The organism is Microcoleus sp. B4-D4, from assembly GCF_036705185.1.
In the GTDB taxonomy this organism is placed as follows: Bacteria; Cyanobacteriota; Cyanobacteriia; order Cyanobacteriales; family Microcoleaceae; genus Microcoleus.
Genome location: NZ_JAUBTX010000020.1, coordinates 1 through 22,918, shown reverse-complemented (window position 1 = coordinate 22,918; position 22,918 = coordinate 1). Strand labels below are relative to the sequence as shown.

Annotated in this window: 16 protein-coding genes; 10 read left to right on the top strand and 6 right to left on the bottom strand. The window is 44.2% G+C overall.

What is annotated here, in order from left to right:
- Nucleotides 1-61 precede the first annotated feature (61 nt).
- Nucleotides 62-682 carry a hypothetical protein gene (locus QUB13_RS16255; protein ID WP_333382474.1) on the top strand — a complete coding sequence of 207 codons (621 nt, stop codon included), beginning with the start codon at nucleotides 62-64 and terminating at the stop codon, nucleotides 680-682.
- Between the two features lie 49 nt (nucleotides 683-731).
- Here the strand turns inward: QUB13_RS16255 and QUB13_RS16250 are convergent, their stop codons facing one another.
- From QUB13_RS16250 to QUB13_RS16240, 3 genes are all read right to left on the bottom strand, one after another.
- On the bottom strand, nucleotides 732-7,433 hold the full coding sequence (locus QUB13_RS16250; protein ID WP_333382471.1) for a glycosyltransferase: 6,702 nt from the start codon (nucleotides 7,431-7,433) through the stop codon (nucleotides 732-734).
- A gap of 302 nt (nucleotides 7,434-7,735) precedes the next feature.
- Nucleotides 7,736-8,368 (bottom strand): class I SAM-dependent methyltransferase, encoded by a 633-nt coding sequence (locus QUB13_RS16245; protein ID WP_333382469.1) that lies wholly within the window; start codon nucleotides 8,366-8,368, stop codon nucleotides 7,736-7,738.
- Between the two features lie 34 nt (nucleotides 8,369-8,402).
- A complete protein-coding gene (locus tag QUB13_RS16240) occupies nucleotides 8,403-9,248 on the bottom strand; it encodes a cephalosporin hydroxylase family protein (RefSeq protein WP_333382467.1) in 846 nt (281 codons plus the stop codon).
- Nucleotides 9,249-9,798: 550 nt separating this feature from the next.
- Here QUB13_RS16240 and ftsH3 point away from each other — a divergent pair.
- The 4 genes from ftsH3 (at nucleotide 9,799) to QUB13_RS16220 (ending at nucleotide 13,742) form a co-directional block, all read left to right on the top strand.
- The gene (gene ftsH3 / locus QUB13_RS16235; protein WP_194008188.1) at nucleotides 9,799-11,637 is read left to right on the top strand and encodes an ATP-dependent zinc metalloprotease FtsH3; all 1,839 of its coding nucleotides are present in this window, start codon (nucleotides 9,799-9,801) and stop codon (nucleotides 11,635-11,637) included.
- A 220-nt stretch (nucleotides 11,638-11,857) separates the two neighbouring features.
- Nucleotides 11,858-12,220, top strand: coding sequence for a nuclear transport factor 2 family protein (locus QUB13_RS16230; protein ID WP_333382464.1), 363 nt, complete (start codon nucleotides 11,858-11,860; stop codon nucleotides 12,218-12,220).
- Between the two features lie 266 nt (nucleotides 12,221-12,486).
- Complete coding sequence (locus QUB13_RS16225; RefSeq protein WP_333382462.1) at nucleotides 12,487-13,125, top strand: bifunctional 4-hydroxy-2-oxoglutarate aldolase/2-dehydro-3-deoxy-phosphogluconate aldolase; 639 nt, start codon at nucleotides 12,487-12,489, stop codon at nucleotides 13,123-13,125.
- 101 nt (nucleotides 13,126-13,226) lie between these two features.
- Nucleotides 13,227-13,742, top strand: coding sequence for a L,D-transpeptidase (locus tag QUB13_RS16220; protein WP_333382459.1), 516 nt, complete (start codon nucleotides 13,227-13,229; stop codon nucleotides 13,740-13,742).
- A 197-nt stretch (nucleotides 13,743-13,939) separates the two neighbouring features.
- Here QUB13_RS16220 and QUB13_RS16215 read toward each other — a convergent pair whose 3' ends face one another.
- Nucleotides 13,940-14,767 (bottom strand): YwqG family protein, encoded by an 828-nt coding sequence (locus QUB13_RS16215; protein WP_333382457.1) that lies wholly within the window; start codon nucleotides 14,765-14,767, stop codon nucleotides 13,940-13,942.
- Between the two features lie 75 nt (nucleotides 14,768-14,842).
- Entirely contained in the window at nucleotides 14,843-16,432 is a 1,590-nt protein-coding gene (locus QUB13_RS16210; RefSeq protein WP_333382590.1) for an Hsp70 family protein, read from the bottom strand.
- Between the two features lie 210 nt (nucleotides 16,433-16,642).
- Between QUB13_RS16210 and QUB13_RS16205 the strand changes: the two genes are divergently transcribed.
- The 5 genes from QUB13_RS16205 to QUB13_RS16180 all read left to right on the top strand — a co-directional run bounded on the left by QUB13_RS16205 (nucleotide 16,643) and on the right by QUB13_RS16180 (nucleotide 21,593).
- Nucleotides 16,643-17,329 carry a CPBP family intramembrane glutamic endopeptidase gene (locus tag QUB13_RS16205; RefSeq protein ID WP_333382455.1) on the top strand — a complete coding sequence of 229 codons (687 nt, stop codon included), beginning with the start codon at nucleotides 16,643-16,645 and terminating at the stop codon, nucleotides 17,327-17,329.
- A 396-nt stretch (nucleotides 17,330-17,725) separates the two neighbouring features.
- A complete protein-coding gene (locus QUB13_RS30490; RefSeq protein ID WP_442922174.1) occupies nucleotides 17,726-18,010 on the top strand; it encodes a glycosyltransferase in 285 nt (94 codons plus the stop codon).
- Between the two features lie 240 nt (nucleotides 18,011-18,250).
- Nucleotides 18,251-19,621, top strand: coding sequence for an O-antigen ligase domain-containing protein (locus QUB13_RS16190; protein ID WP_333382453.1), 1,371 nt, complete (start codon nucleotides 18,251-18,253; stop codon nucleotides 19,619-19,621).
- Nucleotides 19,622-20,058: 437 nt separating this feature from the next.
- On the top strand, nucleotides 20,059-20,817 hold the full coding sequence (locus QUB13_RS16185) for a WecB/TagA/CpsF family glycosyltransferase (protein WP_333382451.1): 759 nt from the start codon (nucleotides 20,059-20,061) through the stop codon (nucleotides 20,815-20,817).
- A gap of 332 nt (nucleotides 20,818-21,149) precedes the next feature.
- Nucleotides 21,150-21,593 (top strand): DUF4079 domain-containing protein, encoded by a 444-nt coding sequence (locus tag QUB13_RS16180; protein ID WP_194008195.1) that lies wholly within the window; start codon nucleotides 21,150-21,152, stop codon nucleotides 21,591-21,593.
- A 57-nt stretch (nucleotides 21,594-21,650) separates the two neighbouring features.
- Here the strand turns inward: QUB13_RS16180 and QUB13_RS16175 are convergent, their stop codons facing one another.
- Nucleotides 21,651-22,547, bottom strand: coding sequence for an alpha/beta fold hydrolase (locus QUB13_RS16175; protein ID WP_333382450.1), 897 nt, complete (start codon nucleotides 22,545-22,547; stop codon nucleotides 21,651-21,653).
- Nucleotides 22,548-22,918: the final 371 nt, after the last annotated feature.

Sequence of the window (22,918 nt, the reverse complement as noted above, 5' to 3'; positions counted from 1 at the left end):
TCCGTAAGCTGAGCTTTTTAGCAGACGTTAGACTTGAGAAGTCGTCATTAAGTAACAAATTATGCCTTTTACAACCTATGGCTTAGATAACTTCTTCGCTCAGGAACTTTCAGCATTGTCTGAGTGTAATGCTCCCGATTTAGCAGAGCACTTCGCTGAGGTAGAACCTTTGATTGATAACTTTATCCTTAATTCTATATTCACATTTCCTATTAAAACCGAGTACAAACCTTATATTTTTGGAATCATCCGTCGCGTACAAATGGCTTTAGTTGAGTATCAAAATGGTCGTACTCTACTGCTTTTATATTTAAATGAGAGCAAAAAGAACACATCTTTATATTTCCAAGCGCTTTCTCATTTTGAAATAGCAGTTACCCTCTTATATCAGGCTTACGAATTTTGGAGAAAACTAGGAAAAAAGATAGAGTCAAAGGAAACGAATTTGTTTAAGACAGGAGACGGTAGCTCTCTTGAAAAGCTTAATAAACTTTACAATATTAGCAAACATCTTGAACCGTCAACTACACCTGAAGGAAATTTACACCATGTTTGGATTTCCAACAATGGTATTTGTGCAAACGGAGTCACAATGTCGTTTACAGAGTTAGCAGACCTTGTTAAAGAATACGTAGCTCTTGCTAAGGGCTTTTCTAATCTAAATCCAGTTTCAATTCCCTAACTAATCGATCGCGCTGGGCGAGCCCCTGCCGGCCCAGCGCGAGATCCGTTTACTTCACAGCCACCTTAACCGCACCCCCAACCAACTGCTCGTAATCCGCCAACAACCAAGAAGGCAAACAAGTATTCGCATCCTGAACCCGCAACTGCCCAGCCCGACAAAACAGCATCGCTGCCAACAAATTATTCACAGCTTCAGGCGTTTCAAACCCTTTACTCAACTCAGCAACCAACGAATTGAAAAATGCGCGATCGCTCTCATTCAAAGGATCATTCACAAACCCGCAGCCCAGCAGAGCCTTGTAACCCTTCCCGAAATCGCTCCGATACAAAAGTTCTAATTGTTCGCCAGAAACCCTCAGCCACAAATCAGCAATTTGTCTGCGAATTGACCGCAAATCTGCTATTACCAATTCCGCCGTCGGGTCAATTTCATAAAGATTGACCGCAGCAGTTAATTGATTTAGCAACTGCGGCAAATAATCTTGTTTCACAATTGTTTGTTCCGATGCCAACAATGCGCTTTCAAACACATTTTCGTAATCCTCAATCAGCCACTTGGGCAAGCGGGTGCGAGCGTCGGGAACCCGCATTTTTCCCGGCACAAAATACAGCATCGCACCAAGCAAAGCATTGATAGCTTGAGGATTCACTAACCCTTTACTAATTTCAGTTAATTGCTGCAAAAACTTCTGTTCTGCTTCCGTCATTGACTCTGATTGCAACCCGCAGCTAAGTATTGCTTGATATCCCTTACGAACTTCACCTCTGTAAACTGTTTCCAGTTGTTCTGAAGGAACAATAAGCCAAAAATCAGCCAGTTGTTTGCGGATTTGGCGTAGTTCCAAAACTACCGATACGTCAGAAGGATCTATGCGATAAAGATTGACGCATCCTAACAGTTGATTGGCAAATTGCGGAGATTGAATGTATTGCAATAGCAAGTCAGAACTTGACTCGGACTTGACGGCGGCTTCTGTCTCAAAAACTTGTTCGTAATCTCCAATTAACCAGTGCGGTAAACGGTTACGAGCGTCGGGAATCCGCATAGTTTCTGGTGGAAAATATAGCATTCCTGCCAGCAAGGCATTGACAGCTTTAGGATGGACTAATCCTTTGCTAAGCTGAGTTAGTTGCTGCAAAAATATTTGTTCGCTTTCTATCATTGGTTGACGTTGAAAGCCGCTTTTGAGAAGGATTTGATAGCTATTACCGGGCGCGCTTTGGTAAGCTGTTTCGAGATTTTCGGCGGGAAGGTTCAGCCAAAAATCAGCGATTTGTTTGCGGGTTTGACGCAGTTCGGATATTAGTGAAATGTTAGAAGAGTTTCTCTGGTAAAGCTGGACGGCATTCGAGAGTTTTTCACCCAAGTCGGCTGGTTTGGGAATGCTATCCTGCAAGCTGCGGGCTGCTTCTAGGTGGCTGCTTTGCCAGTTGCTAAAGAGTTCTTGGAATAATTTCGCGATCGCCCCTGAATATGCCACACTATCAAAACAGGCGGGATTGCCCTGCATTCTTTCCTTAATTTCCTGCCGTTTTTGCAGCCGCAACTGCAGGTTAGTGCCCAGATTAACAGCTAGCTGAATGTAAGATGCTTCGTCACGCGCAATTAAATCGGGCATTTGCAATTCCCGCAACATCGCCGCACCTTGGCGGAAGCGCAAAGCATTTCCCTCCACAACCACCGCCGGCAATCCTACTTGCAAAGGATCGATTAACGATGTAGCCCCAGCGTAGGGATAGGAATCGAGATAAACATCTGCTAGCTGCAAAAACTCTTTGACATCCGCGCGGCTGGGAAGTTGTTTCACGAACCGCAAGCGGTTGTTATTCACGCCGTATTTAGCACAGATAGCGTTCATATTGTTGACAAAAGGTGTCGCTGGATAAGTGCGAGTCCAAGCCGGCCCGAAGGGATATAAAATCAAGATTGAATTCGGTACAGCAGCTAGAATTTTTACCCAGGTTTCTCTCAACTCCGGCAGAATTTTGTAGAAGTTAGCGCCGGAGACAAAAACAGTTGTGTTGTCAGAAATGCCGAGACTTTGGCGCGTAGGTTTGACTGTAGCTACTTCCGATTCGGTGGCGTATTTGAAACAAAAACCGCTACCTTCGAGTACAGCCAACTGTTCGCGATATTGTGCTTGATAACTAGCATCAGGCGCGGTAAATTTGCCTGCGATGTAGTAATCCATGTGCCGGATGCCGGTGGTTGTCGGGGAACAGAAAGATGTAGTTTGTACCCTAGCTAAACGGTGCATTGCTAGGGAACCAACGGGTTTGTTGATAGCTGTTAAATTCGTACCAAAAAACAGGATATCTAAGTCGTCGGCGCGGATGGTTTGGACTTGCGATGCAAAGTCTTTCGGGAGTGCAACCAGTTTGTCGGCGCGACTTTGACAGTATTGTTCTAATTGGTGGCCGCTGGTGTTGAGGGCGTACAGGTAAATCTCGAACTGGTTGCGGTTTAAATGCTCGAAAACCGGGATGGTGGCGAAGGTTTCGGTTTGCGGCGCGAAATGGTCGCTGATGATGCCGAGGCGGATTTTTGTCCGCGCGGGCGATCGCGCCGGGAAGATACAATCAATGGAACAGCCGCGATTTTTGAGCGCAAACTCGATAATCTCCGCCCGTTTGGTGTAAAGATCGCGCAGGTTTTCCGTGGTAAAGTACAGCGGGATAAAGTTAGCAATTTGCGCGAACAACAAAGAAATATTCTGCCAAAGTGGCGAATCTGGATTTTTGAACAAATTAGTATGTAAGTAATTAATCCATCCTTGGATAAATTGATAGTAACTGTCTGCTTCTCCTCGGGTTTGAAAGAGGTTCGGACAAGTAAACATGAATTTGAGATATTCGTTGGCGAACCAATTAGGCAATGTAGCGCGATTGTAGTCGATCGGCAATTGGTCGGCGCGACGGTACAGCATCGCTGCGAGCAGGTAATTGATGGCCTTTGGCTCGTTAAATCCTTTCGCCACATTGGCGGCTAATTCGCTGACAAAACTCTCTTCTGTATCGGTTAGCGGTTCATCTCTAATGTCGCTGGTAAGCAGGGCTTGGTGCTGTTTTCCTGTATCGCCCGCAAAGGTACTTGCCACTTGTTCGGCTGGTAAATTCAGCCAAATATCAGCAATTTGTTTGCGGGTAGTTCGAGTGTTTACCGTAGCAGATGTGTTGCTTGACTCTTGCGGTTGCCGATCGATAGAGCTGGAAAATCCCGTAGAAGGTTGATGAGATTCACCAAGCAATAGTAGTGAAACTAATGCTTCTTTTAATTGGGCAGATTGACTGCATTTGAGTCCTTCTCGAATTTGAGCGATCGCCGCCTCATGTTCTCCATCTGTCAGGAGTTTTTTAGCTGTCTCCAAAGCATAGAAAGCATAGTGTTCTCGGGCTTGATTCGATAACTTATCGGCGATCGCCCTTGGCAAATATGATTGAGAAATATCGATCGATCTTCGCACATCAGCAATTAGCCCGCCCGACTTCAGCAACCGAGTATTGTCTGACGAAGAATGCTGGCGATACCAAGCCAGCGGTTCCGGTTCGTACCAAATCGGATAATGCACTGCAACTCGCTTCCACATCTCCCAATCAGAAGCAGCACCAGCTTGAGGGCAAAAACCTCCCAAACTTTCGTAAACACTGCGTTTAACTGCGATGGGAGAAGCTTGCAAGCGACACATCACAATAATCTGTTCCAACCAATCAGTCAGTACCCCAGGAGTTTCTCTTTCTAACCAAGATACCCAACGCTGATTTCCCGCTTCGTCTGTATAAATGTGGCGACAAAAAGCTGCACCCACACTCGGTTCTTTTTCTATACCTTCTCGCAAGCGGCTGTAAAAACCAGGTAATACAACATCGTCGTCGTGCAAAATGTGAACCCACTCACCGCGCGATCGCTGAATGCAGAGATTAAAGATAGCAGTTTGACCGATATCTTGCTCTGGATGTCGGTAAAAATTAACTCGTCCACTGCCTACAGCTTTAACAATTGCCTCCATTTCATCTTGGATAGATTGGTTCGAGCAATCGTTAACAACTTCTATTTGCATTTCCTCAGCATTAGGAGCCTGTTGCAGCACGCTTTTTAACGTTTGCTCCAAATATTTTACCCGGTTATAGGTGGGAATCATTACAGACCAAAAAGGTCGGTAAATATTAGGAGCAACAGGGGAAATTTGCGCCACTTCTAAAGCCGCAGCCGGAACAACAGGAACAGCAGTAACATTTACCTGTTGTTTTTTTCCTCCAGCTAACAGTTGCATCCAGTCTGCCGCTTGATTAGCATCACTCATCCGATTTTTTACTTCAGAGTTCAATAAATTAAAATACGAACTGTGTAAAATTTTCTGGTGCAATCTTTGGACATCTTGCACGATTTCTCCCTTCAGCAAGTTTTCTCTTGTCAGTTGATTGAGGTGAACGCGCCAGTTGGATAAACTTTTGTTGACAAAACCAATTTTGTAGTGGCTCATAATTCTGAACCACATTTCAACATCCACTAATTGCTGCAATTCTACATCAAAAAATCCGACGCGATCGAAAACATCCCTTCTAATCAGAACTGTACTCGGTTCTCCAATTTTATTGATCGGATTGTTCAACAGATTATGATCTGCCAGCAGTGTTTTGCCATCTTGTACTCGCTGCAAGTTTGACCAGTTTTGAGATATTTCTAAAGCACCTCTACCGATTGCTTGGCAAGCCGCATCGGAGTTAGCGTCTCCTGTTAGCAAAACTCCCCGCCGCGAAAATACCAAACCTATTTGCTCGTCTTGTTCTGCTAAATTCACCAGTTCGGCAATACAGTCCGGTTCTAGCAAATCATCTTGACATAACAGCTTAATATATTTCCCTTTTGCCTGAGAAATACAGTGATTCCAATTTTTAACTAATCCAAATTTCTCGTGCACAGAAAAGTTGAACTCGCCGGGAAACTTGTCAGTGAGTGACTTAGCGATCGCCATTGTGAGATCGGTCGAACCGTCATCCGAAATAATAATTTCTAGATGGGGATAAGTCTGAGCCATAGCGCTAAAAAGTGCCTCGCTCAGATATTTCTCGCCGTTATAAGTAGGAATGCAGATGCTAACTAAAGGCTGCGTTGTTTTAGTCGGGTTTAGCTGCTGGTGAAACTTCGTCACTAAATGCTGGCTAAAGCAAGGATCGCGATCTATTAAATTTTTCCACCTTGATACCATCAATTTAGACGCTGCTTCTTCAATCTTTAACTGTTCTTCATCACTCAGTTCAAACGCCCAACCTTTTAATTCTTGATGCCAGACTTTGGTGTGACTTATATATATATTGTGATAGCCCTGAGCCATCATTTTTAAACATAAGTCAAGATCGCTGAATACAGTGGGTAAATTTTCATCAAAACCGCCGCTGCTGGTAAATACTTCGCGACGGCACATCAAGCACGCTCCCGTGACAGCCGAGACATTATTAGTAAATCCTATGTGTACCATGTCCTCATACTGTAATACCTTGCTAACTCCCTTGTAGGCATGACTGGCAATCCCGTTCACACCTAAGATAAATCCTGTGTTTTGGATAGAATTATCAGGATATAGCAACAGCCCTCCCACAGCGCCAATTGACTGTCTTTGAGCTTGCTCAACCATACCATTGAGCCAGTCTTTCTCCCTGATTTCGGTATCGTTATTTAAAAATAGTAAGTAATCTCCTTGGGCTTTTTGTACGCCAAAATTATTAAGGCGAGAGTAATTGAATGGAATGTCTAATCGGTAGCATTTAAACTTATTTGGTTGTAAAGTTAGCCACTTGTTGATAATATTATTGGTTTCAACTTCTACACTGCCATTGTCTATTACCACCACTTCGTAATTAGGATACGAAGTCATGGCAAAAATTGATGCTAAACATTTATTTAAAATACTCCCAAAATCCCTGGTAGGAATGATAATACTAACCAGTTGGTAACTCTTGATGGCGTACCGAACAGTATAATGACCGGGGTAATTTTGATGCGCTATAACTTGTCCGGCTTCCCCTCTTCTGTGAATTGTATCTGTGATGGCTCTCGCTGCTGCTTCGTAGGCATAAGGTTTAGCATCCCTAGAAGCAGAGGCAGATTCGGGGTGAAATCTCCAGTGGTAAAGGATTTTAGGTATGTGGAATATTTTGTTAGTTTTTTCTGTAAGCCTCAAAACCAGATCGTAATCTTGACTGCCATCATAATCTGCTCTAAAGCCACCGATTTCGTTAATTAGCGATCGCCGATAAGTACCCAGATGGCAAGTATACATCCGAGACAAAAATGAATCGGGACACCAATCTGGCTTGTAACAGGGAAGACAAAAATTGTTGCGCTCGTCTACCTTATCTTCATCTGAATAAATCATGTCTGCATCGGGATGCTGGTTCAGCAGCATTACCACTTCCTGCAAAGCATCTGCTGTGAGCAAATCGTCGTGATCTAGCAGCGATATAAATTCACCAGTTGCTAATTGCAGTGCCGAATTTGACGCACGAGATATGTGACCGTTTTGACTTCTAATAATTCCCTTAATTCTTGCATCTTTTGCCGCATATTCTTCTAAAATTCGCTTGACATGAGGCTGTGTAGAAGCATCATCAGCAATGCACAATTCCCAGTTAGTGTAGGTTTGATTTAAAACAGATTGAATTGCTTCTCTCAAAAACTGCTCTGGTGTATTGTAAACTGGCATCAGAATACTGATAAGCGGCTGATAGTTCAACTGATTTGTAGAATTCATTACTGGGAAACCTCTGTGTAAAATAATTAATTTTGAGCTTGCTTGTCTTGAAAAATGGGAGCATCTCAGTTTTGCATTTTTGCTGTCCCCGCTCGCGTATTGTACAACTCGCGAGCGGGGACGCTCGCACTATAATAAAACAATGCTTTTTGCCAAACTTAGATGCTCCCTGAAAAATGCTGCTGTTAGCAGCCAATTAGCTAAGGTACGAGGGGAGCATCTCAGTTGGGATTTTATAGTCCCCGAAGAGCGAGTATTGCACCGCTCGCGAGCGGTGACGCTCGCACGCTCAGTAAATTTTTTCAACAATGAGATGCTCCCACTCGGTAAGCCAGCCAAAACCCGTTTCCTACCTTGCTGTCGGGATCTTCGGTACCTAGCAGTTGCCAATTCACAGCCGGAATGCCGTCATTAGCTGTTTTGAGATTCTCAAAGAATTTTCTCAGAGTTGTTGAGGTAAATTTCCAGTAGTGTCCGCCTTTACCACCATATAAATTCTCCGCTGGAGCAGTCTCAATCGTCCATTTTTCTCGGTGTGCTTTAATTAATTGCCCGTAGGTAGATAGGGGGCGATTGTCTCCGGCGAGAGCATCCGGCTGGGGGACAATCATCACCACATATCCCCCAGGCTTGAGAACTCTTTGCCATTCTAATAAAGCAGATATGGGATCGGGAATGTGTTCAAATACGTGACTGGATAAAACAAAATCCTGGCTGTTGTCTTTGACAGGAATGTTGTCTGCTTCGCCGTACATATCGATCTTTGTCGGTTGCTCTCCCATGTTAACTTGGTTGTCTTGAAACAAATCTTCGTCAAATTTTGGAGCAACATTAATTGCATTCACTCCGTAGGGATTGTGCGAGGCTGCTCCCAGTTCGACTCCTGAGAGTCCTGTCAATAACTGGAGGGTTGGTTGGTGCAGTGGAAATTTCATGGCAATCTTTGACTTGCAGTACAATTTTAAATATTTAGCGTCGAATCAAGAATCCAGCAGTTGCAAAAGTAAAGCCAAATTTCTGTTCGCGCAAATCATCTCTTTGATAATCATCAGGGTAAATGGCAAAATATTCTTCCATTGCTTCGTATGGCCCTTCTCCCCATCCGGGCAAAACGGGGTGTCCGTTGATATTACTATCTTCAACTACGACGTAATCGCCTGTTTGCAGTAGCGGTCGCAGCAGTTGCATCTCGCCCAAAACGTGCTGCTTTTCATGGTTGCTGTCCAGGATAGCAAATATCGGCCCGGGAAATTCTCTGCGTAATTCGACTATTCTTTGAGAAACTTGAGGGGCGGTTGAGGATGACAGCATTAACTCGATGCGGGGATGATTTCTCACTTGGGGATTGAGAGATGTATGGTCAATATCTACCGAAAACACTTGAGATTTATTATTGATTTTTTCAAGGAGCGAGGCAAAAAATAAAGTACCTCCACCATAGAAACTGCCAAATTCTACGATCAAACTAGGTTTCAACTCCCAGATTATTTCTTGGTAACTCCACATATCGCTGGGAGATTTTAGTGCTTTGACTCCTGCCCATGTGGTGGTATTCCAAATTTGGTTGTTGTAGTACCACAAATGATAGCGCAGGCCTGCGTCTGTTGTGGAAACGAGCTGATTTTTTGAGAGTTGATATTTAATTCTTCCCAACAAGCACAAAGCATCTGAATTGTCTGGCTGACTGTCAATGATTTTGGTACAAATTAACTCTGCCTGAAAATGGTCGCCGCAATTATATAAATTAGTGGCTGCTATAATATTATCTGCGAAGTTGTGCATATCAGTTAAAAAGCTAGTTATTTCACTTGTCATATCCGGTTTTTTTTATGCCGAAGATGGCGATCGCCTCATGTATATTTTTTCTCAATACCCGATCTTTGGCTCAAACTGCTGTCAGCTTGGTAGAGTACATCAGCCAACCGCATCCGCACTCAGAAAATCTGAACTGTTGCCGCGCTGAGTCGGGTAGTTGCCGGGGCTTCACTACCGCTATACATTTGTTCTGCCTCAAAAACAGCAAGAGATTGCACCCATATTACCTCTAACTCAAGCATCGATCGCGATGCGCGCTTGATTGAGACGACGATCGTCCATCTCCCTCTTGGCCTCAACTCGTTACCCACTCAATCGGCACATTGACAAAAATCACTCGATCGTGTAATCAAAAATTTACCTTTTGCGAGGAAAGCATTTCATCACCTGACGCAGTGAAGCCACGTTCGGTTTCCACCACCATGCAAGCAAGATCGCCCTAACGGGGATTCTTGCAGGCCGCAAACAAGTTACAATTACGTTAAGATTGATGAACATAAATAAAAAATCCCAAACTGTAGGGACTAAATAATTAGGAGGATCGACCTCGGTGAATAAACGGTGGAGAAACGCTGGACTGTACGCACTGCTGGCTATTGTAGTCATTGCCCTAGCCACGGCATTTTTTGACAAACAGCCCCCAAGCCGGGAAGTTTGGAAGTACAGCCAATTCATTCAGGAAGTCGAAGGCAAGAGAGTAGACAAAATAAATATCAGTTCCGATCGCAGCAAAGCCCTCGTAACGGCTCAAGATGGCAACAAGGTACTCGTCAACCTGCCGAACGACCCCGAACTGATCAACATCCTGACCAAAAACAACGTAGACATTTCAGTTCTGCCCCAAAGCGACGAAGGTTTCTGGGTAAAAGCCCTCAGCAGCCTGTTCTTCCCGATCCTGCTGTTAGTGGGACTGTTTTTCCTGGTGCGGCGCGCCCAAAACGGGCCCGGCAACCAAGCCATGAACTTCGGCAAATCCAAAGCTAGAGTTCAAATGGAACCTCAAACTCAGGTGACATTCGGTGACGTGGCCGGCATCGAACAAGCCAAGCTAGAACTCGCAGAAGTCGTGGACTTCCTGAAAAATGCCGATCGCTTCACCGCAGTCGGAGCAAAAATCCCCAAAGGCGTGCTGCTAGTAGGCCCTCCCGGAACAGGCAAAACCTTGCTCGCCAAAGCAGTTGCTGGCGAAGCAGGCGTTCCCTTCTTCTCGATTTCCGGTTCAGAATTTGTGGAAATGTTCGTAGGTGTGGGTGCTTCCCGCGTCCGCGACTTGTTTGAACAAGCTAAAACCAACGCTCCTTGCATCGTATTTATCGATGAAATTGACGCGGTAGGCCGCCAGCGGGGAGCTGGTTTGGGTGGCGGTAACGACGAACGGGAACAAACCCTGAACCAGTTGCTGACGGAAATGGACGGTTTTGAGGGCAATACAGGCATCATTTTGATTGCTGCTACGAACCGCCCCGACGTGCTGGATGCTGCGCTGCTGCGTCCGGGCCGTTTCGATCGCCAAGTTGTGGTCGATCGCCCTGATTTCTCCGGCCGCCTGGAAATTCTCAACGTTCACGCCCGCGGCAAAACCTTGTCGAAAGATGTGGACTTGGAAAAAATCGCCCGCCGGACACCCGGTTTCACAGGTGCGGATTTGGCTAACCTGCTAAATGAATCTGCAATTTTGGCCGCCCGCCGCAACTTGACCGAAGTCTCGATGGATGAAGTCAACGATGCGATCGACCGCGTGCTCGCAGGCCCAGAAAAGAAAGACCGCGTGATGAGCGAAAAGCGCAAAACCTTAGTAGCCTACCACGAAGCCGGTCACGCTTTAGTCGGCGCGCTGATGCCCGACTATGACCCCGTGCAGAAAATTAGCATTATCCCCCGCGGCCGCGCTGGCGGTTTGACTTGGTTCACACCCAGCGAAGATCGGATGGATTCAGGCTTGTATTCTCGCTCTTACTTGCAAAATCAAATGGCGGTAGCCTTGGGCGGCCGCATTGCTGAAGAGATTGTCTTCGGCGAAGAAGAAGTCACGACTGGCGCTTCCAATGACTTGCAGCAAGTGGCAAGAGTAGCGCGGCAAATGGTAACTCGCTTCGGAATGAGCGATCGGTTAGGCCCTGTAGCTCTCGGTCGCCAACAAGGGAATATGTTCATGGGTCGCGATATCATGGCCGAACGGGATTTTTCTGAAGAAACCGCAGCCACGATCGACGATGAAGTCCGCTTGTTGGTAGAGCAAGCTTACCTGCGCGCTAAAGACGTGCTGGTTGGCAACCGCCACGTCCTCAACTCCTTGGCAGATATGCTAATAGAAAAGGAAACTGTGGATGCTGATGAATTGCAAAATTTGCTAGCCAACAGCGATGTCAAGATGGCAACAATTGCCTAATTTATTTTGGATTTTGGATTTTAGATTGAATCTAGGGATTTGAGATTTGGGATTTGAGATTTTAGATTGAATCTAGAGTTTGAAATCAGTAAATTGATTGTAGATGGAATCTAAAGGTTAAAATCGGTAATTGGGGTGGTTCTGGGATTGTCTGGAATCGCCCCGATTTTTTTGTGCGCCCCACGGGAAACAGCGGCAAAAATCATAGGAGTAACACAACATGATATTCACAGCAGATACAGCAGGTGAATTGGCGCGTGATTGGGTAGAAGCTTGGAACAGTCATAACCTCGATCGCATCATGTCCCATTACGCAGAAGATGTAATTCTGATCTCGCCTGTCGCAGCAAAGCTGCTAAACGAACCATCTGGGACAGTTACAGGCAAAAAAGCCCTAGGAAACTACTTCAAAAAGGGGCTAGAAGTTTATCCCGATCTCAAGTTTGAGCTACTGGATGTGATGTGGGGAGTTTCCAGTGTTGTCCTTTACTACATCAATCAAAAAGGCACGAAAACAGGTGAGTTTATGGAAGTTTGTTCAAGAGGAAAAGTGACTAAAGTTGTTGCTCATTATAACGGGTAAAGCTAGGTTGTACAAATTGCGATCGTTCGGACGGCACAAGCTACCGCTAGGGTGAATATACACCCACCATCCTCAAACCAAGAGCAACCATCTCATAGATCCGCACCTGTTCCATCACTAAGTAGTTCGACAAAATTAATTACACAAAACTTTGTCTAAAATATTTACTTAGCAAGACTTAGCAAGACTTAGCAACAGAGCGTAGTGTAATTAATTTAGTTAGGCTAATTATAATTTATAGTTACCAATCTAAAATCTAAAATTGTATGAATAATCAATCTTGGTTGACACTACTCAAAAAACACCGGGCGATTGCAGTCATCCGTTCCTCCGAAAAAGAACTCGCTTGGCAGATGGCATCGGCGGTAGCAGCAGGCGGATTTTTATTTATTGAAATTACTTGGAACACTCACAAAGCTGCTGAATTAATTGCCGAACTCCGCTCGGAATTTCCTACTTTTAGTATTGGTACTGGCACTTTATTAAACTTAGAACAGTTGCAGCAAGCCATAGATTGCGGCGCTCAATTTTTGTTTACTCCGCACACAGATGTAGCTATGATTAAAACAGCAGTTGATGCCGGAGTGCCGATCGTCCCCGGTGCTTTTTCTCCCACGGAAATCGTGACAGCGTGGCAAGCAGGCGCTACCTGCGTTAAAGTGTTTCCGATATCCGGTTTGGGAGGCGCAGCTTACCTGAAAAGCCTGCAAGGCCCTCTGGGACACATTCCTTTGATTCCCACGGGCGGGGTGACAGTGGAAAATGCGAAGGTATTTATTGACGCTGGGGCGATCGCCGTTGGTTTGGCGGGAGACTTATTTCCCAAACACTTAGTGGAAAATGGAGATTGGCGGGCGATCGTCCAAATTGCCCAAACTCTTACCGAAAAGTTAACAACTTGTTAAGCCCTCTTTGCCAATCTAAAATCTATAATCTACAATCTAAAGTAGTACAAGCTAATCTAAAATCTAAAATTTCAAGTCAAAAATCGTTTTGGGTGTGAAGAATGAACAGCATTATCAACTCAACTTACTTCCGCCGCGCCGGAACTTTATTAGCCGGTTGCGCCCTAACAGTTGCTGCATTTTGTGGGGGACAAAATCCTGCAATTGCCGGTTCGCAGCACAACAAAATCGCCAATAAAATTATGTTGTTGCAGCAATCCAGTCAGCGCTGGATAGAAATTGATTTGTCAAGACAAAGATTAATAGCTTGGGAAGGAAATCAACCTGTTTATGCGGTGATTATTTCCAGCGGCAAATCATCGACTCCCACCCGCACGGGAACCTTTGCCGTTCAAACCAAACACCGCGTTGCCAGAATGACTGGGGATGACTACGACGTGCCCGACGTTCCCTATACCATGTATTACGACGGAGGAATGGCAATTCACGGCGCTTACTGGCACAATTTGTTTGGCAATCCCGTCAGTCACGGCTGCACGAATGTAGCAGTAAATCACGCTAAATGGCTGTTCGATTGGGCCTCGGTGGGGACACCGGTGGTGGTGCACAAATCTTAGGTTTAGGGTATGGGGCATGGGGCATGGGGCATGGGGCATAGTCGAACATTATTAGAACTTATGCACCGGTAGTCAGAAACCGGGTTTTTTTGCGAAATACTGCGTTACAGCCCGCAGATTCGGTCAAAAACCCGGTTTCTTCGATCGGAGTTCATCAGTTCTGGTTTTTTTTTAGCTTGCTTACTTCACTGCTGCTTTTAAGCACAATCCCAATTGTATAAAACCTTACTAAAATCTAATTCTCTGAGTGCTGATTCATCAATGAAAAAGTTACCTATACCACCGTCAGCCCACATGATATCTATTGTATCATTTTGTTCTGTATCTATTTGGAATAGAAGAATGTCTGACTTGTGTTCCCGATCGTATTGACTACTATATTCTCTTATATCATTTTGTATAAAATCAGGATAACCACCTATTTTATGACAGCAAAAAGGTGGTATTTCTAGATACTCATCCTGAATTTCATAGTTGACAAACAACTCCTTAATTTCTACTCCTAAAAATTCAGTAAATCTGTAGTCACTGGTACTAATAGGCGCATATTTTTTAGTAAATTGCAAGCTGCAACAGCCACGAACAGGAAAATTTTCAGGTTCAGGCAAAAAATTATAATTGGTAATCATGTTTTCAACGTTCAACTCGGGCTGAGGAAAATAGATTATTTTGAATCCGTCTTCGACTGTGGGATTATCTACATCAACCAAATTATCAAAATCTAAACCATATACATCATTGTCTAAAATATAAAACTGCAAAATTCCCCGATCTGGAAAACCATCTAAAGGCGGTACTTCAGAAAAGTTGATTTGTGCTAGCAAAAATAAATATTTACCTTCAGAAGTTTTGGGATACTCAAAACCTTTTGGTAAATAGGGCAGTCCCCCAAATTTACTCTCCCACCAATTAACAGAATCATTATTCTGGATTTGAATTTCAATGTAAGGTTTAATTGTAGCTTCGATTCGATCGCGATACTTTTCTAATTCTGGAGAAAGTGGAAATTCTAGCTTGTAGTTCATCTGCTTTTAACAATTTGTTTTCAAAAGAATCCGTAGGGTGCGGCGGGCCGCGCACCTTACCTGTAAAGTCTCTTCCTAACTTAACTGCACCACTGGTTTATCCTCTAACAACGTTTCATTCGTCAGCAAATCTTCCACTGTAATTCGCAAAAAGCGCTGTTCGTCAACGCGGAAGAAGATTTTGATGCGATCGCCCCCCGGATACCCAGGCGGTGTCAATTGCGCGATACTGCGGGCTCCATCTTTATCATTTAGCGGCTGTACCGAGGTTTGGCCGGCGATTTGGCGAGTAATCAGCCTGTCGCCGTCAAAATAGATCTCCGTGCCGCCAGTTTCCGCTCCCAATTCGCCGATAATTAATTCTATGCTGGGCTGATTTTCTAAAGAAGCTCCCAAGACTAATTCTACCGGTTCGCTCATCGGATAAGACTGGCCGGATTTGATTAAACTGTGCCAACTGTGGCAATTGTCGCGGCGGTTCCAGTAGCGAATTCCGTAACTGTGATAGAGAAAATCTTTGATTTCTATGCCTTGACTCAGTTGCAGAGCACCTTGGGCGATCGCCTCAAAGGGTTTGTCGCACCGAATCTTTGCCGGCTCGAAATATTGCTCAACCCAACGCTTTACGGCGGGAATTTGAACAGTACCGCCAACGAGCAAAACTGCATCAATGTCGTCAATTTCTAAACCTTGGCGGCGCGCTTGCTGCAATACTTGATTCATGCACTCGTCGAGGTTGTCAAAAAACTGATGTTCGGCGAGGATAGATTCAAAGCGCGATCGGTCTAATTCTAATTCGTAACTCTCAAAATTTTCATCATCAAAATAAACTTCAACCGCCTGATTTACCAAAGATAACTGAATCTTTAACCGTTCTGCCAATCTCGTTGTAATCGGAGATTTGGCCAGCCCTTTTGTTTTGACAAAATAGTCAACCAGCCAATTATCAATATCAGAACCGCCCAAATTTTGTCCGGCTTTAGCCAAAACCCGAGCAACTTTTGCCTTTTGTGCCGAAGATTCAGCTAATAACTTTTCGCCCCATTTCAGCAGAAAACCCACCGGCTTTTTGCCAGCAGAAACGTCCAGGCGGACTAAAGAAAGATCCAGAGTTCCGCCGCCGAAATCAATGACTAACAGATTTTCGCGATCGGCTAAACCGTAACCCAAAGCCGCCGCCGTCGGTTCGTCCAACATCCGCACCTGTTCTACTTGCAGAGATTCAGACACTTTACCCAACCAATGGCGGTAAGCTTCAAAACTATCTACGGGGACAGTAAAAATTAGAGAATCTACCGGCAAAGGTAGTTCGCGAATTGAGTTGACAATTTGGCTCAAATACCACTCACCTACTCGTTCAAAATCCACAATTTGCCCGTCTAGTTCCGGCACAAAACCCTGAACCGAAGTGCCAATTCCTCGCTTGAAATTGCGGAAAAACCGAGAATCTCCACTCAGATCGAGACCTCTGTCGCGGACTTGTTGACCGAGTATTATTTTATTTTGAGCAGCGTCCTCAACGTAAAGCAAACTGGGAATTAGGGGCGGGTTTTGAGCCGAAATTGCCGACAATCCCGGTAATTTCAAAGTTTCTGGCTGCTGGATGGCCTGATTCCAGCGAGCGACGACGGTGTTGCTAGTTCCAAAGTCAATGGCGATCGTCATTGGGCCAAAATACACAGCTATTAGGGATTAGATTATATTATGGTATTTTGAGCCACAAATGCAAAGAGGCGATCGAATTGTTCTTATATGAACATTTTGTTGCAACTGAAAAGGCACGCCACTTTGATAAGCGGCACAAAACTCCCCTGTCTGCAGCAGCCAAGCTTTTACCTTCGATCTCAATACAATTTTTCAAATGTCGCGTAAAAAATGCTGGATAATGGCGATCGCAAAACAGCACTCTTAGCTATCACATTGCTTGTCCCTGCCGCCAGTATTGGTGCAGTAACAGCATTGTATATTGGCGGAAGCTGGGGACAAACACTGTCAGTTTTGTGTCAAGTTTGGTTGCTGGTTTTTCCGATCGCGTGGTCTGTTTTTGTCGATCGCGTTAACCTGCGTTTCTCCCTCCCCAAGCGCCTAGAATTGCTGGATGGAGCTATTTGGGGAATATTCATGTTTGCGGTGATTGTGGGTATCTACAGCCTTTTCGGTCAGCACTGGATCGATCCTGTAACTGCCAAAGAAAAAGCGCAGCAATTGGGTATTAGCAGCCCTAATATTTACTTGATGATTGAAGCATATTTTGTGCTAGTCAATTCACTGATTGAAGAATTTACTTGGCGGTGGTTTGTCTGCAACAAATGCCAGATTCTGATACCTGGAAAAAAAGCAATATTTCTCAGTGCATTATTTTTCACCCTCCACCACATTTTTGTAATCGCAGCCTACAGCAATTGGCACGGTGTGATTTTAGGCTCATTAGCTGTCTTCGCCGCCGGAATAATTTGGTCGCAGTGTTATCTGACTTACCGTTCGCTTTGGTCTAGTTATATCAGCCACGCGATCGCCGATTTAGCACTAGCAATTATTGCTTGGCAAATTCTTTTTAAATAGCTAATTTTTTAGCGATAATCGCTGGTAATTATACAGTGAAATTTGACATTTTATCCAACTAGCTCTCCCGACTAATATCTCCCCCAATCATCAGACATAATTTCTTTGCGAATAAGCGTTTAAAGTTCCAAATTCGTACTGCCCTACCGCAGACTTGTCCGCAGGAGTATCTGTGTTTTCCAAAAAGCATTTTTTTTATTATAGAACCCATTTGACATATTTTGTAAAATCCTTACAGGGCAACTATTCTAGCCTAAATCTAGGATTTTACTGATTCGGCCCAAACCTAGTTGTGGTAATAAGTCTGGAATAGATGTCAAATGGGTTCTATAGTTATGAAAATTACTTTTGTCCTTCCTACCCTCGGTCTTACGGGTGGGATGAGGGGAATATCCTGTGGCGTATTTGCCGCTGCCACCTGGTACTGGGTATAATAAAGAACCTAGACAAGACCAAATCAAAGAATTTTACAGAAAATGCGATGCTTGGCTGTTTTCCAGCAGCTCCGAAGGCTTCGGTTTGCCAATTTTAGAAGGGATGGCTTGCGGTAGGTACTCCAGTCATCGGTACGACCGTTGGTGCAGCTCCAGAATTGCTGGCTGGCGGGGGCGGAATCCTGGTCAAGCCAGAAGACCCAGAGGATATGGCAAAGGCGATCGAGTAAATTTGTCAGTTATCTGATGCCGAATGGCGGGTAATGTCCGAGACTATTTTGGAAACGGTGATCAATTATACTTGGAAGGATGCGACCGACCTATTCTAGGCTGCACTGGACACGGCTCTGGAAGGTCAGCCACAATTAACGAAGAATGCGTAAAATTGAGGTGGATTTAAAAGCTCGGGGTTGGGCGATCGTTTAATCGAGAACTTCGATCGGGCAAATTGAGTTCTCTTTCTGCAATTTTACTGCAAAAAAAAACTATGGTTGCATTAATCCCAATTGTTCTGTTCGGCTGGCTTCCGATCGTTTTTTATCTGTTTGTGAGATTTCCGCCTCACCGGGCGGTAATTATCAGTTTTATTGTAGCGTGGCTATTTTTGCCACAAGCTTCTTATCCCATCCCCCTGTTGCCGCCTTATGACAAAGTTTCGGCATCTTGCTACGCAATTTTGCTTGCTACTATTGTCTACGATACTTCGCGCCTCACCACTTTTAAGCCCGGTTGGCTAGACGTGCCAATGTTAATTTGGTGTTTGTGTCCCATTTTTTCACAAGCTACTAATGGCGGCAGCCCGATTTCTCCCACTTTCGTCCAAATCGTTACTTGGGGTCTACCTTATTTTGTAGGACGCTTGTATTTCGGTAGTTTAGACGGGCTGCGACAACTAGCGATCGGCATGTTTGCCGGTGGGTTGGCCTACATTCCTTTTACTTTAATTGAAGGAGTTAAAGGCCCAATTCTGCACCAAATGGTTTACGGCGTCAATTCCTTTGAGGACTGGGGTCAAGCAAGGCGTATGGGGGGGTGGAGACCGGTAGTATTTATGCAGCACGGTTTGATGGTGGGCGTGTGGATGATGACAGCCGCCTTAATCGGAGTTTGGCTTTGGCAAACTGGGACGCTGAAAAAGTTTCAGGGCCGCAACATCAAGACTCTAGTAATTGTATTAACTATTGCTTTTTTCTTGTGCCGTTCTACTGGCGCTTACAGTTTATTTGCGTTCGCGTTAATCGTATTATTTTCAGCGAAATTCTTTCGCACCTCTTTGCCCCTGTTATTCATAATTGGATATATAGCATTTTATCTGTACATAGCAGCATCGGGTCAATTTTCTAGTCACGACGTGATTGACTTCATCACTCAAATATTTGGCGAAGAACGAGCATCCTCTCTGAAGTTTAGATTTGACATGGAAGAAATATTGGGGGCAAAAGCACGGCAAGCATTTCTTTTTGGTTGGGGAGATTCGGGTGGAAACCGCGTGTACAACGAGTACGGTAAAGATATCTCGGTGACCGACAGTTTATGGATTATTGCATTTGGGGTCCACGGTGTAGTCGGTTTAGCTAGTTTATTTTCTTCATTGTTGCTTCCTGTTGTCGTCTTTTGCCTGTCCAAGTATCCCGCCAGAACCTGGGCTCATCCCAAAGTAGCGCCCGCTGCGGTCTTGGCAGTTTCTTTAACTATGTACGTGTTTGACTGTGTTTTGAACGCTATGACTAACCCGATTTTTGCGGTCATTGCGGGAGGACTATCGGGTCTGGTTTTAAAAGCTCCAGAAAGTCTTAAGAACAAGAAAACCATGTCTCCGCCAAGAAGAAAGTCGCTGGTTCACCAAAAATCATCCTGATTTTTAGGAATGCGAGGCGATCGCACTCACAGCTTAAATATATCTTGCATTCGCTGAATACAAAAACTAAAAAATCTACCTCCTTTGCCTCAAACCTAGTTCGGGAGTTGCGCTCTCTTTCTCAATTGCTCAACATTAGTATAAAAAAATATTTATTACATTAATTTACAATATTTTAACTATTCGCACGAGATAGTCTTTTTCAGAAAAATGTGCTGCGAATTGTAAGCAACAGAAATTGGCTTGATACACTTTTTGCTAAAACCAGGCGATTCTTTACACAATCTTTAAAATTTATTACTAGACAGGTAGGGTATACGGGCATATACTGAATAAAGTATATTCACCCCCCGCGCCCAAGTAGTGAAAATACGAGGTTGCAGTGTGGGTTAGAGTTTGAGTTGCAGTTTAATATAAAGGGTGGAAGGAAATAACAAATGAAAACCGTTAATTTATTGAATGTCTCCATAGATAACCTGTCAATAACAGAATTGTTTGAAAAACTCGACAGCGAAGGCGGTGTCGTATTTACGCCCAATGTAGACCACTTGATTAAGTTGCAGTATGACCGCGACTTCTATGAAGCTTACAATCAATCTAGCTATCGAGTCTGCGACAGTCAAATATTGATGTATGCCTCAAAATTCTTGGGTACTCCAATCAAAGAAAAAATTTCAGGTTCTGACTTGTTTCCTGCATTTTATATGTATCACAAGGATAACGAGAACACGAAAATATTTTTGCTCGGAGCGGCTGAAGGTATTGCGAAAAAAGCCCAGGAAAAAATTAATCAAAAAATTGGTAGAGAAATAGTGGTTGAAGCACTTTCTCCTTCTTTTGGCTTTGAAAAAAATGAAGAAGAGTGCGAAAAAATAATTGACGCGATCAATAAATCAGGAGCTACAGTTCTAGCCATAGGAGTGGGAGCACCGAAGCAAGAGAAGTGGTTGATTAAATACCATAGCAAATTGACACATATAAAAATTTTCTTGGCCGTAGGTGCAACCATTGATTTTGAAGCTGGTTGCAAAGCAAGATCGCCCAAATGGATGAGCGAAGTTGGCATTGAATGGGCGTACCGACTGTTAAGCGAACCGAGAAGGTTGTGGAAAAGATATTTGATAGACGGCCTGCCTTTTTTTCGATTAATAGTCGAACAAAAATTAGGGTTTTATAAAATGCCTTTCTTTCATTGACAGCAAAAACACGAATCTAGAATGGTAAGGATGCTCCTAAAAACTGGATTGACAAATCATACCATTTTAGATTTTAGATTGAAGAATTGGGAATGATTTACTGAAGATTAGTTTGGAGTTTGCCTGTAGTTGTATTTTTGGGGAAATTGGTATCAATAACGTCAATAAAGCTGAGTATGAGCTTTAGCGTTTGACTTCAGGTTTGTAAGAAAGATGCAAGCTGTGGATAGCCCGATCGCCCTTTCTGCCAAAAATCTGCATTTTTTGCTGGACAATGCCAGTAAAATCGGAAGGAAACCTTTTTTGGAAATCCCTAATTAGGGATGCAACGGATGAATCTGCCTTCTTTCTTGTGGTTGTGGAAAATAGCGGCTTGGTCAATGGGTATTTCCCTCTTAGCTTACCTGTTGCTGGCCGTTACTGGAACATGGATGTTTGCCGCCCGCAGTACCAAACAGCAGCGCCCAAAATGGCTGCGTCCCTTTCATTTGGCGACTGGTACGGGAATGGCGACTTTGGTAATTTTACTGCTGGGAATTGGCGTAGTCGGTACGCTGGGATACTACGGAAATTTGGGTCACTCAGGTCATTTACCGGCCGGGTTAGCTGTGGTGGCTTTGGTGTTGGTTTCTGTTGGGAGTGGTTTGCAAATTGGCCCTAAACATCCTTGGGCGCGCCCCATCCACATTGGCACTAATATATTTTTAGGTGCTGGATTTGTGACTGTGTTGCTCACGGGATGGACGATCGTACAAAAATACTTACCGAAAGTTTAATGTTAGTAGTAAGGACTTCAGTCCTGTGATAACAGATGCGGACTGAAGTTCTCATTACTAACCTGCTGCTTTAGCTGTGAAATCTAAGATATGTTGAGCGGTAATTTGCGGTTTTTCTAGGTGAGGAACGTGTCCGCAATCCGGTATCCAAATTAATTGAGAATTGCCGATCGCACTTTCAAGCTTTTCCGCATCCGCCGTCCCCAAAATTCGGTCTTGTTTTCCCCACAAAATCAGCGTTTGCTGCTTAATTTGCGAGAGTTTCCCCCCAAAACCTCCGTAACCGCCGCTTTTGGTAAAAGCAATTAAAGCTTGATTCCAGTTAGGCGTTTCTAAGTGCAAAGCAGCGCAAGTTTGAGCATCCATCGTAGCAAAAGTTCGATCGAAATAAGCATTGACGCTAATTTTTTGGCGGATTTTAGGGTTTCGCAAAAATGAAGTTGCCAAATATCCTAAAGGAGGAATGAGAAATTTTCCCTTGTTAGAAGTGACGGCAAAACCTGCACTGTCGATCAGCACTAATTTTTTGACAGCTTCGGGATAATTGAGGGTAAAATCAATTGCGGCGGCACCTCCCATCGATGCGCCAACTAAGATTACAGGCTGCGAAATTAGCGATTTCCAAAAAGAGTAAAGATGAGTGCCAATTGCCATTGCGCTAAATGCCAAATCCGCCCCTCTTTCTGTAAAGCCAAAACCCAATAAATCGATCGCCCAAGTTTCATTTTTTTCAGCAAGCAACGGCAGCAGGCGGCGAAATTCAAATACGGAACTGTCGAAGCCGTGAATTAGCAAAATCGGCGTGTTGCCGCTCCCCTGACGCACGTAAGTGGTGGCTATTGGCTGCGAGCTCAGCGGGGTTGTAATTGCTGACTGTTGAATGCTTTGGGCTAAGGCGATTGAGGTAGATTCTGTGAGTTGTGCGATCGACTTTGGCAGAAAACTTGCTGGCATAATTCTTGATAAATTGTTAATTCCTAGCGGCGGTGTTCCCGCGATCGCCCGAACACTTAAGTATAGCCTTTCTCAAAAAGGTAACAAGTCAGTCGATTTTAGATTTTAGATTGGGGGATTTAGCGGTCAATACCTCATTTTTCGCTCGAATTGGTATATATATGCTCGATCGGCTTCTAGGACTTGGGTCGATCGCCCTGTAGTCTCACTCCGTCCGGCTAAGGCTGAGTTTGTTAAGCAAATGCTAAAATATTTGACAATTGTTGCTAATAATTTCTTTTTCGTTTACTATGCTTAACTGTAGTTTAGACTAACCAAAGATGAGAACGGTGGCAAAAGAAGAACTAGAGCCACCGCGCCGGGAGAGAATA